We start from the raw sequence: 12,359 nt of genomic DNA, 5'->3' as shown, positions 1-12,359 counted from the left end.
GCCCGCGAAGACTACTGACTGGCTACGCCGTCATCGGGTTCGATCAACACGATCTCGATGACCTGATCGCCCGCCGGGCGTTTCCATAACACCTCATCTCCCAATTGCGTCCCCAGCAATGCCCGCCCCAGTGGCGAACTCCAGTTGATCAGCCCCTGCGCTGCATTGGCCTGATCCTCGCCGACCAGTTGCACACGCTGGCGGTTGTCTTGCTCATCCGCAAACGTCACCCAGCTTCCGATCTGCACCTGTTCGGTGGAAATGGCCGGCGTGACTACCTGGGCACTCTGCAGGCGTTGCGTGAAATAGCGCAGGTCCCGCTCGATATCGGCCAGGCGCTGCTTGTCGGCGTTGTCGCCCTGAGCTGTTTGTGCACTGTGTTGTGCCTGCAATTCATTGACATGCTGTTGCAACAGCAAGAGCCCGTGGGCGGTGACGTAGTTAGGCTGGGTACTGACCAGGCGTTCGACCGGCTGGCTGGCCTCGGCTGCGGCGTTGTCTTCATTGACGAAAGCGCGACTCATGGTTTGTCCTCCTGTTTGGAGCTTTGGCCATGATCGCAACTGATTGGTTTCGTCGAATGTCCCGAAGCGACCTTAATCTGGACGATAGGCCTTGGCGGCACTTCGGGTCTTTTCCCGCTCCCAGTCACGGTCGCGGTCATTCCAGACCTGTCCGGGATCAAGCCGGTCACGCCTGTCGGCCATCGCCTGGCACTGACGGAACCCGTCGTTCCAGCCTTCGGCGTAGAGTTTGTCCTTGAGGTAGCGGGGCACATCCTTCTTGAACAGCCCGGTAAAAGCCCCGGCCGCCTCCTTGCCGCTGCCACAACCATCCTGAAAGCCGTCGGCGAATGCCGGTGGATAACCTTCGGCGACCAACTGGTCATGGGTGGACTGACAGCCTGTCAGCACGACAACCAGCCACAACAACACCCAGCGCAGGTTCATTTTGGATTCCTCTACTTGTAGCTTGAGTGTAGTGGCCTGCTTGTGAGTTATTTGTAAAAGATGTGTTCATCTTTCGCGAATGAATTCGCCTGTGCAGGAGCCAGTTCATTCGCGAAAAGCCATCATCAATAGTGATACCACTTCACCTCAAGCATCACTTCATTCTGTGGCGTGGACATCTGGCTGAATTCGCGCTGGGCGCTCAGGCGCAGGCCCAGGTTGCGGGACAGTTCCCATTGCTGATTGAGGCTGATGCTGCGCCGCACTTCGCCATTGATGAAGTAATCGCCCTTTGCTTCCAGGCTCAGATTGCCCAGCGGGTTGCGCCACAGCACTCCGGTATTGAACCCGGCTGCCGGAGAGACGAACTCGGCGAAGTCATTGTTGTGCTCGATACGCACAGTACCCAAGGCAAAGCCCAGGACATCATCGCCCAGTTGCCAGGTCCCACCGCCGCCGCCATTCACATGGCTGACCAGGTTTTCATCACCGTGCTTGCCCAGTACCCGTTCCAGACCACCGGTCACTTGCCATGACCAGGGCTTGAGCAAGTCAGTGCGTGGCGTCAGCGAGCGGATGGTGGCCAGATCCAGTTGCTGGACTTGCCAGTCATTGCCTTCGTACTGGCGCAACTTGAGCTGCAGAATCTCGATCTGCGCACCCAGCGGGAAGCCGTAGGCGTTGTCGTTCAGGTCGTGATATGCCATACGCAGGCCGTACTCGGCGAAGGCCCGGTCATTACGGCTGCCCGCGCCCAGTTGCCAGGTTCGTGACTCATGGCCTTCTTCCGGCAGACCGGGTCGCTGGATATCCAGTTGCGGGGGCGGGTTCTGGTTGATGGCCTGCAACAGCTCGAAGCTGCGTTGTGAACGGGTGGCATCACGCTCCAGCCCGTTGGCGCGATAGCGTTCGAGGCGATAGGCCGCATCCTGGATCAAGGCCCGGCGGTCCTTGGGCAGCGCCTGATACTGACTGTCCTTGAGCTGCGTCTGGTCGGCGCTGACTTTCAGCACCCACTGCTGCTCGTCCTGACTCAGTGGCTCGGCACGGCTGAGCAATTCACGCTCGCGAGAAGGGCGGTATTCGATTTTTTCCACCAGCCCGGCTGCCTTGATCGCCTTGACGGTATCGGTCGGAATGGCGGTAAGGCCGAATTGCCCGGTCAGCTTCAGGCCCGGTCGCGCCACCTGCAACAGCTCCAGCAGGCGGTAAGAGCAATTTTCATCGAAAAAGAAATAGCTGAAACGAATCTGCTTCAGTTCCCAGACATGCTCGACCATGCGTTCGGTTTCGGCAGTGGTCAGGTTCAGCTTGTATTCCCACAGGTCGCGGTTTTCCAGGCTGCGGTATTCCGAGAGCTTTTCCTGATAGGGCACCAGCGCAAACAGGCCTGGATAGCCACCCATCAGGCCTTTCCAGGCATAGAGAATGCTGTTGTCCATGCCTTCGATATAGGCACCGAAATTGATGGCGTAGCTGAGCAGCGTCGTACCGCTGGTCTTGGCACTGGCCGGGTCGATGCGCAGCAAGGTGTGGCCGAACATCGAAGAAGGACTGTTGAGGTAGGCTGCCGGGAAGATCAGCACCGTGCTGTCCGGGGCGACATCCTTGAACCAGGCCTTGAAGTCCTTGCAGTCGACGCCGGGCAGGTCGGTCAGTTGCAACTGGTCGCGCAGCCAGCGGGTGCGCGACGGATACACGCACTGGGCGTGTGTCTGCTCGTCGCCGACCGGTCTGTAAAGGGCGTCAAGGGTTGCGCTCAGCTCTGCCTTCGGGTCGTGGGCGCCATCGGCAGAGAGAAAGAATCTGGGGTCATCGACATGACTGCGCCAGCCACCCAGCTTGGCGGGCTCGTAATGGCCCAGCGAAAGCCAGAAGGGCTCATTGGCCAATTGCTGCAAACGGTCTGCGCTCAGGTGTGGGGCAGCGGATAACGGGGCACAGACAAACAGCGCCAGGTACGCAAGACGTTTGAGCATAGAAAGCAACTTGTCAGGAGATGGGAACCCGCCCCTTGGAGCTAAGGGGCGGGCAAACGACTTTAAGCCTGGGTTGCGTATTTGGCCAGGGTCGGATCGTTTTTCAGGACATTGATGGTGTTGCTGTGAACGTCTTCAGCGGTCGTGTCGGCCTTGCTGAAGATCTGCGAGAAATGCTCGTGGGTGACTGCGGCGAAATGCGCACGATCTTCTGGTGCAACGCCCAGTACGACCGCATAGGTAGTCAGTGCTTCACCCTGACCCATTGCCATGTCTTTGGAGAGCTCGTCCATCATGCCATTCATGGCCAGCCAGGATTTGCCACCATAAGTCAGGGCGCCGTTGGTGGAGCAACCATTGGTGCCGGAGGTCATGCCGAAAGTGGCGTTACCGGAAGTGCCGTTGGTGGTCGATGCCAGGAAGTGAGCAGGAGTGCCGCGCTGGCCTTCAAACAGCATGTTGCCCCAGCCACAATCCGGGCCGCCGGGTGCCTGTGCCATAGCGTTGATAGAGACTGCGGTGAAGAGCGTTCCAAGAAGAATCCGTTTCATAGCTTTTTTCTCTTTTATGTTCAACCAGGGTCGGGGTTCTTGAACCGGTTTGGCACGACAGGTATTGCATGCGCTGACCTCTCGTACCCACCGATGCATTCAAGGCAAATGGCTATTTGTAACCATTCGCGCAGTTTGGAGTTTAGGTCGGTTCCAAGGGTTCCGTGGTCAATTACAGATTTATTCGCATCATGCAGGTTTTGCGGGGCAGCGCAGCCCCGGTTTGCGGGCGTTAAAAGACATTCAGGCTTTTCCTGTCTTGCAAGTCTTGTCTGGCGAGCGCCAGAATGCCGACATCTGCCCCGCCTGATGTAAGGAACACTGATGCCCGATTCTGTCGCAGCCAGCCTTCGTCTAGCGCCACAAGCGCTGACACGCCCGTTTTCCGCTGAACAGTTCAGCTTTTCGACGACTAATGATCTGGAGCCCTTTCGCGGTGTCCTCGGCCAGGAACGAGCCGTAGAAGCTTTGCAGTTCGGGGTCGCGATGCCGCGTCCCGGTTATAACGTGTTTGTCATGGGTGAGCCTGGCACGGGCCGCTTCTCGTTTGTAAAACGCTATCTCAAGGCCGAGGCCAAGCGCCTGCAGACCCCGTCGGACTGGGTCTACGTCAATAACTTCGATGAGCCCCGCGAGCCCAAGGCGCTGGAGCTGGCGCCGGGCAGTGCCCAGGATTTCATGGCCGACGTCGGTGTCCTGATCGATAACCTGCTGGCGACCTTTCCGGCGGTATTCGAGCATCCGTCGTATCAGCAGAAGAAAAGCGCCATCGACCGCGCCTTCAACCAGCGCTATGACCGGGCCCTGGACGTGATCGAGCGTCTGGCACTGGAAAAGGACATCGCGCTGTACCGCGACAGCACCAATATCGCCTTTACTCCAATGGCCGACGGCAAGGCACTGGACGAAGCCGAGTTCTCGCAATTGCCGGAAGCCGATCGGGAACGCTTCCACGAAGATATTTCCGGTCTTGAGGAGCGTCTCAACGAAGAGCTGGCCAGCCTGCCCCAGTGGAAGCGCGAGTCCAGTAATCAGTTGCGCCAGTTGAACGAGGAAACCATCACCCTGACCCTGCAGCCGCTGCTGGCACCGCTGTCGGAAAAGTATGCCGAGAACGCAGCGGTCTGTGCCTATCTGCAGGCGGTACAGGTCTATCTGCTCAAAACGGTGGTCGAGCAACTGGTCGATGACAGCAAGACCGATGCTCAGGCGCGCAAGCTGCTGGAAGAGCAGTACTGTCCCAGCCTGGTGGTCGGCCACACTCATAGCGGCGGCGCGCCGGTGGTATTCGAGCCGCATCCGACCTACGACAACCTGTTTGGCCGTATCGAATACAGCACCGATCAGGGTGCGCTCTACACCACGTATCGCCAGTTGCGTCCCGGTGCCTTGCATCGCGCCAATGGCGGCTTCCTGATTCTGGAAGCAGAGAAGATGCTCAGCGAGCCGTATGTCTGGGACGCGCTCAAGCGCACCCTGCAATCGCGCAAGTTGAAAATGGAATCGCCACTGGGCGAAATGGGGCGTCTGGCGACAGTGACCCTGACTCCGCAAGTGATCCCGTGGAACGTCAAGATCATCATCATTGGTGCGCGTTCGCTGTATTACACCTTGCAGGACCTGGATCCCGACTTTCAGGAGATGTTCCGGGTGCTGGTGGATTTCGACGAAGAAATCCCGATGGTCGACGAAACCCTGGAGCAGTTCGCCCAACTGCTCAAAACCCGTACTTCGGAAGAAGGCATGGCGCCTTTGACAGCCGACGCGGTTGCCCGTCTGGCGACCTACAGCGCGCGCCTGGCCGAGCATCAGGGGCGTTTGTCGGCGCGTATCGGCGATTTGTTCCAGTTGGTCAGCGAGGCCGATTTCATCCGCCAACTGGCCAATGAAGAGCAGACCGATGCCGGCCATATCGAGCGTGCACTCAAGGCCAAGGCCACGCGCACCGGACGTGTCTCGGCGCGGATTCTCGATGACATGCTGGCCGGCGTGATTCTGATCGACACCGACGGTGCGGCGGTCGGCAAGTGCAACGGGCTGACAGTGCTGGAGGTCGGAGACTCGGCGTTCGGTGTGCCTGCGCGTATTTCGGCCACTGTCTATCCCGGTGGCAGCGGTATTGTCGACATCGAGCGTGAGGTCAATCTTGGCCAGCCGATTCACTCCAAGGGCGTGATGATCCTCACCGGTTATCTGGGCAGCCGTTACGCGCAGGAATTCCCGCTGGCGATTTCGGCCAGTATCGCCCTGGAACAATCCTACGGTTATGTCGATGGCGACAGCGCTTCGCTTGGCGAAGCCTGCACCCTGATTTCGGCACTTTCGCGCACGCCGCTCAAACAGTGCTTTGCGATCACCGGCTCGATCAACCAGTTCGGTGAAGTGCAGGCGGTGGGCGGGGTCAACGAGAAGATCGAAGGCTTCTTCAGGCTCTGTGAGGCCCGTGGTCTGACGGGCGAGCAGGGCGCGATCATTCCCCAGGCCAACGTCGCGACCCTGATGCTCGATGAACGTGTACTGCAAGCCGTGCGCGCCGGGCAGTTCCATGTGTATGCGGTGCGTCAGGCGGACGAGGCATTGAGCCTGCTGGTGGGCGAACCCGCCGGTACGCCGGACGAAAATGGCGAGTTTCCTGAAGGCAGCGTCAACGCCCGGGTGGTCGAGCGTCTGCGCGATATCGCGGAAATGCTCAGTGACGAAGACCTCAAGGAAGAGCTGGAAAAGGAGCCGGCCCAGTTGCAGCCTGAACTGAAGGCCTGATAGTTCCTTCGCGGATGAGTCCGTTCCTACAGTCACGGTGGGGGCGAATTCATTCGCGAAGCCCGTTCATCCGGCATGCTTTTGTTATGCGACTTTTCTTCTATTCTGTCTGATTACCACAGTGGTCAAATGGACTGGCGCGTCACTCGCTTGAACAGGAGAGACGAATACTGTCGCTAACGAGGAACTCGCCATGCCGCGTAGCCTCTGTCTTACCCGTCAATGCCTGGGGCTGATGACCCGCATTGAATGTGTCATCCGGCCTCTTCCCGACGATGGAGGCATGTGGATGTTGCTCTTCGCCGCCGGGATGTCCGGCGAACAGCCTTCAGCCATCAAGTCCCAAGGACCGTTCAACGGTCTGCTGGCCGCTGAGTCGGTATTGCTCGCCATCGCTGAAAGCCTTGCGCTGCATGGCTATGAAGGTGCCGGCGATGTACCGATCTGGAGGCTGCACATGCAGAGCGAACTGCGCCGTATCAACGGTGATCTGGCACGTTATCAACGCTCGTTTCCGTTCTAGTCGTACGCTGTCGGGGCTGTAGTTGATATTCGTCATTCCGGACGAAGGATTTTCTGTGTCATTTTGTCGCAGAACTAGAGCTTCGGATTCTCGCTGATATACTCGCCCGTCATTTCAAACCACTGGCGAGTCTCCATGGAACGTTTTTTCGAGAATGCGATGTATGCATCGCGCTGGCTACTGGCGCCCATCTATTTCGGCTTGTCCCTTGGGTTGCTGGCTCTTGGCCTGAAGTTTTTCCAGGAAATCTTCCACGTTCTGCCCAATATCTTCTCTCTTGCCGAGTCGGACCTGATTCTGGTCCTGCTGTCGCTGATCGACATGGCGCTGGTGGGCGGTCTGCTGGTCATGGTGATGATCTCCGGTTACGAGAACTTCGTTTCCCAGCTGGACATCGATGAGGACAAGGAAAAGCTCAACTGGCTCGGCACGATGGACTCCTCGTCGCTGAAAATGAAAGTCGCGGCCTCTATCGTGGCGATTTCCTCCATCCACCTGCTGCGCGTTTTCATGGATGCCAAGAATATCGAGACGCAGTACCTGATGTGGTACGTGATCATCCACATGACTTTTGTGATCTCGGCGTTTGCGATGGGTTATCTGGACAAGCTGACCAAGAACTGAAGCCTGCTCCATGCCTTGCCGCCTGCCCTCTGTGTCCAGCAATGAACAAAGGGGCGGGCGGTCTGGTTTCTGGCATCTTGCGCCGGGATAAGGTAGAAAAACGGTTCCGGTTCTCCAGAACGGCTGCGAGGTTCGATCATGAATGTTCAGGAATTTACCGATCACGCCCAGGCGGGCAGGGTCGATGAGCTGAATCTGATTTCCATCGAAGGCGGTATCTATCTGCTTGAAGTGTGCATGGAGGGCGGTTCCCGGATGTTGAAGGGGCCTGAAGGCAAGACCCTGCATCTGCGTTCGGTCGAGCATGCACGTGACCTGCTCAAGACCTTGCCGGTGGTGCCGTTCTATCTGGTCCATTCGGTCGTTCATGACGAGCTGTGCGGCATGCCGGTCAATGACCGGTCTGTCATGCGCCTGCCGATTTCATTTCATTCATCCTGGTCCTGAGTTCGCTGCTGCGATAGGGCGCTACGGTCATCTGTGCTAGGCTGCTTGCCCTTTTGGTTCGGGGCGCATCAGGGTCAATGGCGATTTTTTCGCTGCTTGCCGCCTGGGTGTCCCTCTACGGAGCAGCGTCATGTCCGAAGTCAATCTGTCCACCGACGAAACCCGCGTCAGCTACGGCATTGGCCGCCAGCTGGGCGACCAACTGCGTGACAACCCGCCACCGGGCGTCAACCTGGAAGCCATCCTGGCAGGTCTGAGCGATGCGTTCGCCGGCCAGCCAAGCCGTGTTGGTCAGGAAGAAATGTCCGCCAGCTTCAAGGTTATCCGTGAAATCATGCAGGCCGAAGCAGCTGAAAAGGCTGAGAAGGCTGCTGGCGCCGGTCTGGCTTACCTGGCTGAAAACGCCAAGCGTGAAGGCGTGACGACTCTGGCTTCAGGCCTGCAGTTTGAAGTCCTGACCGCTGGTGACGGCCCCAAGCCGACCCGTGAAGATCAGGTCCGCACTCACTACCACGGCACTCTGATCGACGGCACTGTCTTCGACAGCTCCTACGATCGTGGCGAGCCTGCCGAATTCCCGGTGAGCGGCGTGATCGCTGGCTGGACCGAAGCCCTGCAACTGATGAACACTGGCAGCAAATGGCGCCTGTACGTGCCGAGCGAGCTGGCTTACGGCGCTCAAGGCGTCGGCAGCATCGCGCCGCACAGCGTTCTGGTTTTCGACGTGGAACTGCTGGCTGTTCTGTAATCGATTACTGATCGGTGCAGATGGCTGCTGAACGAATCGCCTTGATTCGTTCAGCAGCAGTACGTGAATGAATCATGTTCAGTGCAACTCACCTACCGGGCGCAATGCCCGCGCATAACAGAACAGAAACAGATTACGCACCAGTTCCTTGAGCACCACGGGTTCGCTGGAGCTGAGGCTGTGCACATCCAGGTCGCCCTGATCCCGTAGTTCCTCAAGCGCCTCTTCTTCAAGTACGGCACAGACTTCGCCTGTCTCGCGGTGAAGAATTCTCAGATAGGGCTGTGGGCGGTCCAGCCATGCATCGATCAAATAAGTCATGTTCCATCTCCTGCTTTTGATTTGATGAGAATAATTCCTATTACGATAATAGCAAGCTTCTATTTGAGATTAATTCGCATTTTCTGCCGGGTGGTTGATCTGGGCCAATAAAAAAGCCCGTCACTGGGACGGGCTCTTTTGCTGCTGACGGACGGCTGTCAGTGAGTGCGGGCGACCGCGAATTCACTCAGCTCCACCAGTGCATCGCGGTACTCACTTGGCGGCAGGGCGTCCAGGCAGGCGATGGCGCGGGCAGCGTAATCGCGGGCCAGCTGCGCGGTGTAATCCAGGGCTCCGGCGCTCTCGACCGCATTGCGGATGCTTTCGAGGTCTTCCAGGCCGCCTTTCTGGATGGCCTGGCGGACCAGGGCCGCCTGTTCCGGCGAGCCTTCGCGCATGGTGTAGATCAATGGCAGGGTCGGTTTGCCCTCGGCCAGATCGTCACCCACGTTCTTGCCCAGGGTTTCCGCGTCGCCACGATAGTCGAGCAGGTCGTCGACCAGCTGGAAGGCGACGCCCAGGTGATCGCCGAAGGTGCGCAGGGCTTCGCTCTGTTCTGTGGACGCATTGCACAGGGCCGCGGCGCTGTGGGTCGAGGCCTCGAACAGCATGGCTGTCTTGCCGCGAATCACTTCCATGTAGGTTTCTTCGGTGGTGCTGGCGTCGCGAATCTTGGACAGCTGCAGGACTTCGCCTTCGGCGATGATCCGCGTGGCCTTGGACAGGATTTGCATGACCGGCATCGAGCCCAGTTCGACCATCATCTCGAACGAACGCGAATACAGGAAGTCACCTACCAGCACGCTTGGCGCGTTGCCCCACAGTGCATTGGCAGTTGAGCGGCCACGACGCATGCCGGACATGTCGACGACATCGTCATGCAGCAGGGTGGCGGTGTGCAGGAATTCGATGGTGGCGGCAAGCAGGCGCAGGTCGTCGCCTTCGCGTCCCAGGGCTTTGCCACACAGGAGCACCAGCAGCGGACGCAGGCGTTTTCCGCCGGCTGACGTGATGTAATCGCCGATTTTCGAGACCAGCGGTACGCGCGACGTCAGTTGCTTCTTGATGATAAGGTCAACGGCACTAAAGTCGTCCGCCACCGCGCGGTAGAAGGCTTGGGGTTGCATCAGCGACAAGTGCTCCAGAAAGGTTGCGCCGCATGCTAGGTTGCAGGGTAGGGCATGTCAAGGTATGCCGTCCGGGGCCTTGCAACCCATCCTTGCCTTGCGTACAATCGCGCACCCTAACTTTCCTGGGCAGCACCTGCCTTACGCAATTGCAACCAGGCCGTTCCAGCCTGATGCAGCCATGCCAGCCGATACTCTTCTTATAAAGAGCTGGGTGAGCAGGATTTTCGGAGAAATACCATGTACGCAGTAATTGTTACCGGTGGCAAGCAGTACAAAGTCGCCCCAGGTGAATACCTGAAAATTGAAAAACTGGAAGTCGCTACTGGCGAATCCGTCACTTTTGACCGCGTCCTGCTGGTTGGCAATGGCGACGACGTCAATATCGGTGCTCCAGTTGTTGCTGGCGCTACCGTCGTGGCTGAAGTAGTTGCGCAAGGTCGTCACGACAAGGTTCGCATCATCAAGTTCCGTCGTCGTAAGCACCACATGAAGCGTATGGGCCACCGCCAGTGGTACACCGAGATCAAAATCACAGGTATTCAGGCTTAATTCAGCCTAATCCTCATTTGGAGAATTGACTCATGGCACACAAAAAAGCTGGTGGTAGTACCCGTAACGGTCGCGACTCAGAAGCCAAACGCCTTGGCGTGAAGATGTATGGCGGCCAGGCTATCGTTCCAGGCAACATCATCGTGCGTCAGCGCGGCACCCAATTCCACGCTGGCTATGGCGTTGGTATGGGTAAAGATCACACCCTGTTCGCGAAAGTGGAAGGCGTGATCAAGTTTCAGGTTAAAGGCGCCTTCGGTCGTCGCTATGTGAGCATCGTTCCGAAGACTGAAGTCTCCGCAGCGTAATCTCGCAGTAGCTTGAAAAGCCCTGTCTTGCGACGGGGCTTTTTTGTTTGTAGATGTTGGTGAGTCTCTTGCAAAGCTGTTTGTGCGGGCTGTTGTGATGTGGGCCTTCCGGGTCGCTGGTTTCTGATCGGTATCGCAACGCTCATCTTTGCAAGAGTCTTATGTAATTTATGTGGTTCTGCTCGTCCCAGCGACGGGAGTGGCGTTATGAAGTTTGTAGATGAAGTTTCCATTCGAGTAAAAGCCGGTGACGGCGGCAACGGTTGCATGAGCTTCCGTCGCGAAAAGTTTATCGAAAACGGTGGTCCCAACGGCGGTGACGGTGGTGATGGCGGTTCGGTCTACATGATCGCCGACGAAAACCTCAACACGCTGGTCGACTATCGCTATACCCGCCATTTCGACGCCGAGCGCGGTTCCAATGGTGGCAGTGCTGACTGCACGGGCCGCAAGGGTGAAGAGCTGGTTCTGCGCGTGCCGGTCGGAACGACTGTGATTGACGCAACGACCCAGGAAATCATCGGTGACCTGACCAAGGCTGGCCAGCGCCTGCTCGTGGCTCAGGGTGGCTGGCACGGTCTGGGCAATACCCGTTTCAAGTCCAGCACCAACCGCGCTCCGCGTCAGACGACGCCGGGCAAGCCGGGCGATCAGCGTGATCTCAAGCTGGAACTGAAGGTGTTGGCTGACGTCGGCCTGCTGGGCTTGCCGAATGCGGGTAAAAGTACTTTCATTCGCTCGGTTTCCGCCGCCAAGCCAAAAGTGGCTGACTATCCGTTCACCACTCTGGTGCCGAACCTGGGTGTGGTCAGTGTCGACCGTTGGAAGAGCTTCGTCGTTGCCGATATTCCGGGTTTGATCGAAGGCGCGTCCGACGGTGCTGGCCTGGGTATTCGCTTCCTCAAGCACTTGGCGCGTACTCGCCTGTTGCTGCATCTCGTTGATATGGCGCCGCTGGATGAAACCAGTGCTCCGGATGCTGCCGAGGTGATCGTCAATGAGCTGGTCAAGTTCAGCCCGTCGCTGGCTGAGCGTGATCGCTGGCTGGTGCTGAACAAGTGCGACCAGATCCTTGAAGAGGAGCATGAGGCTCGCAAGCAGGAAATCATCGATCGCCTGGAGTGGACTGGCCCGGTCTACGTGATCTCCGCGATTGCCAAGGAAGGTACCGAACAGCTCTCTCGCGACATCATGCGCTATCTTGAAGAGCGCAGCTTGCGCCTGATCGAAGAACCTGGTTATGCCGAAGAGCTGGCCGAACTGGATCAGCGCATCGAAGACGAGGCGCGGGCTCAGTTGCAGGCGCTGGACGATCAGCGTGCCCTGCGTCGTAGCGGCGTGAAGAGCGTGCATGACATTGGCGAAGACGATTGGGATGAAGATGATGAGGACGATGAAGATGGTCCGGAAATCATTTACGTCCGAGACTGATCGCTTGCAGTAAACTTGAACGCCGCTACTGACTGATA

General features: G+C 58.1%; 14 protein-coding genes. 8 read left to right on the top strand and 6 right to left on the bottom strand.

Annotated features, from left to right (window positions below; all coding sequences use genetic code 11):
• Nucleotides 1-11 precede the first annotated feature (11 nt).
• From ALQ04_RS23440 to ALQ04_RS23425, 4 genes are all read right to left on the bottom strand, one after another.
• Nucleotides 12-524, bottom strand: coding sequence for a GreA/GreB family elongation factor (locus ALQ04_RS23440; RefSeq protein ID WP_122318101.1), 513 nt, complete (start codon nucleotides 522-524; stop codon nucleotides 12-14).
• Between the two features lie 72 nt (nucleotides 525-596).
• The gene (locus tag ALQ04_RS23435) at nucleotides 597-950 is read right to left on the bottom strand and encodes a hypothetical protein (protein WP_122318100.1); all 354 of its coding nucleotides are present in this window, start codon (nucleotides 948-950) and stop codon (nucleotides 597-599) included.
• 125 nt (nucleotides 951-1,075) lie between these two features.
• On the bottom strand, nucleotides 1,076-2,929 hold the full coding sequence (locus tag ALQ04_RS23430) for a DUF4105 domain-containing protein (RefSeq protein WP_122318099.1): 1,854 nt from the start codon (nucleotides 2,927-2,929) through the stop codon (nucleotides 1,076-1,078).
• A 62-nt stretch (nucleotides 2,930-2,991) separates the two neighbouring features.
• Nucleotides 2,992-3,480, bottom strand: coding sequence for a DUF3015 domain-containing protein (locus ALQ04_RS23425; protein ID WP_025261887.1), 489 nt, complete (start codon nucleotides 3,478-3,480; stop codon nucleotides 2,992-2,994).
• Nucleotides 3,481-3,804: 324 nt separating this feature from the next.
• Here ALQ04_RS23425 and ALQ04_RS23420 point away from each other — a divergent pair, with 324 nt between their 5' ends.
• From ALQ04_RS23420 to ALQ04_RS23400, 5 genes are all read left to right on the top strand, one after another.
• Nucleotides 3,805-6,240 carry a Lon protease family protein gene (locus tag ALQ04_RS23420; RefSeq protein WP_122318098.1) on the top strand — a complete coding sequence of 812 codons (2,436 nt, stop codon included), beginning with the start codon at nucleotides 3,805-3,807 and terminating at the stop codon, nucleotides 6,238-6,240.
• A gap of 193 nt (nucleotides 6,241-6,433) precedes the next feature.
• Nucleotides 6,434-6,763, top strand: a complete 330-nt coding sequence (locus tag ALQ04_RS23415; RefSeq protein ID WP_122318097.1) for a hypothetical protein — start codon at nucleotides 6,434-6,436, stop codon at nucleotides 6,761-6,763.
• A 135-nt stretch (nucleotides 6,764-6,898) separates the two neighbouring features.
• Nucleotides 6,899-7,387 carry a TIGR00645 family protein gene (locus ALQ04_RS23410; protein ID WP_025261884.1) on the top strand — a complete coding sequence of 163 codons (489 nt, stop codon included), beginning with the start codon at nucleotides 6,899-6,901 and terminating at the stop codon, nucleotides 7,385-7,387.
• A 138-nt stretch (nucleotides 7,388-7,525) separates the two neighbouring features.
• Complete coding sequence (locus ALQ04_RS23405; protein ID WP_122318096.1) at nucleotides 7,526-7,834, top strand: DUF6482 family protein; 309 nt, start codon at nucleotides 7,526-7,528, stop codon at nucleotides 7,832-7,834.
• 130 nt (nucleotides 7,835-7,964) lie between these two features.
• The gene (locus ALQ04_RS23400; RefSeq protein WP_122318095.1) at nucleotides 7,965-8,582 is read left to right on the top strand and encodes an FKBP-type peptidyl-prolyl cis-trans isomerase; all 618 of its coding nucleotides are present in this window, start codon (nucleotides 7,965-7,967) and stop codon (nucleotides 8,580-8,582) included.
• 78 nt (nucleotides 8,583-8,660) lie between these two features.
• Here ALQ04_RS23400 and ALQ04_RS23395 read toward each other — a convergent pair whose 3' ends face one another.
• Both ALQ04_RS23395 and ALQ04_RS23390 read right to left on the bottom strand, forming a co-directional pair.
• Entirely contained in the window at nucleotides 8,661-8,903 is a 243-nt protein-coding gene (locus ALQ04_RS23395; protein ID WP_122318094.1) for a hypothetical protein, read from the bottom strand.
• A gap of 158 nt (nucleotides 8,904-9,061) precedes the next feature.
• Nucleotides 9,062-10,030, bottom strand: a complete 969-nt coding sequence (locus tag ALQ04_RS23390) for a polyprenyl synthetase family protein (RefSeq protein ID WP_122318093.1) — start codon at nucleotides 10,028-10,030, stop codon at nucleotides 9,062-9,064.
• A gap of 240 nt (nucleotides 10,031-10,270) precedes the next feature.
• On the opposite strand from ALQ04_RS23390, the gene rplU reads away from it, so the two are divergent.
• The 3 genes from rplU (at nucleotide 10,271) to cgtA (ending at nucleotide 12,321) form a co-directional block, all read left to right on the top strand.
• The gene (gene rplU / locus ALQ04_RS23385; RefSeq protein ID WP_122318092.1) at nucleotides 10,271-10,582 is read left to right on the top strand and encodes a 50S ribosomal protein L21; all 312 of its coding nucleotides are present in this window, start codon (nucleotides 10,271-10,273) and stop codon (nucleotides 10,580-10,582) included.
• Nucleotides 10,583-10,614: 32 nt separating this feature from the next.
• Nucleotides 10,615-10,890 (top strand): 50S ribosomal protein L27, encoded by a 276-nt coding sequence (gene rpmA / locus ALQ04_RS23380; protein ID WP_025261879.1) that lies wholly within the window; start codon nucleotides 10,615-10,617, stop codon nucleotides 10,888-10,890.
• Nucleotides 10,891-11,097: 207 nt separating this feature from the next.
• On the top strand, nucleotides 11,098-12,321 hold the full coding sequence (gene cgtA / locus ALQ04_RS23375) for an Obg family GTPase CgtA (protein WP_122318091.1): 1,224 nt from the start codon (nucleotides 11,098-11,100) through the stop codon (nucleotides 12,319-12,321).
• The last annotated feature ends 38 nt before the right edge of the window (nucleotides 12,322-12,359 follow it).

The sequence above is a fragment of the Pseudomonas cichorii genome, from assembly GCF_003700275.1.
Lineage (GTDB): Bacteria > Pseudomonadota > Gammaproteobacteria > Pseudomonadales > Pseudomonadaceae > Aquipseudomonas > Aquipseudomonas cichorii_B.
The sequence above is the reverse complement of the archived record's forward strand: the minus strand, read 5'-3'. Positions and strand labels throughout refer to the sequence as shown.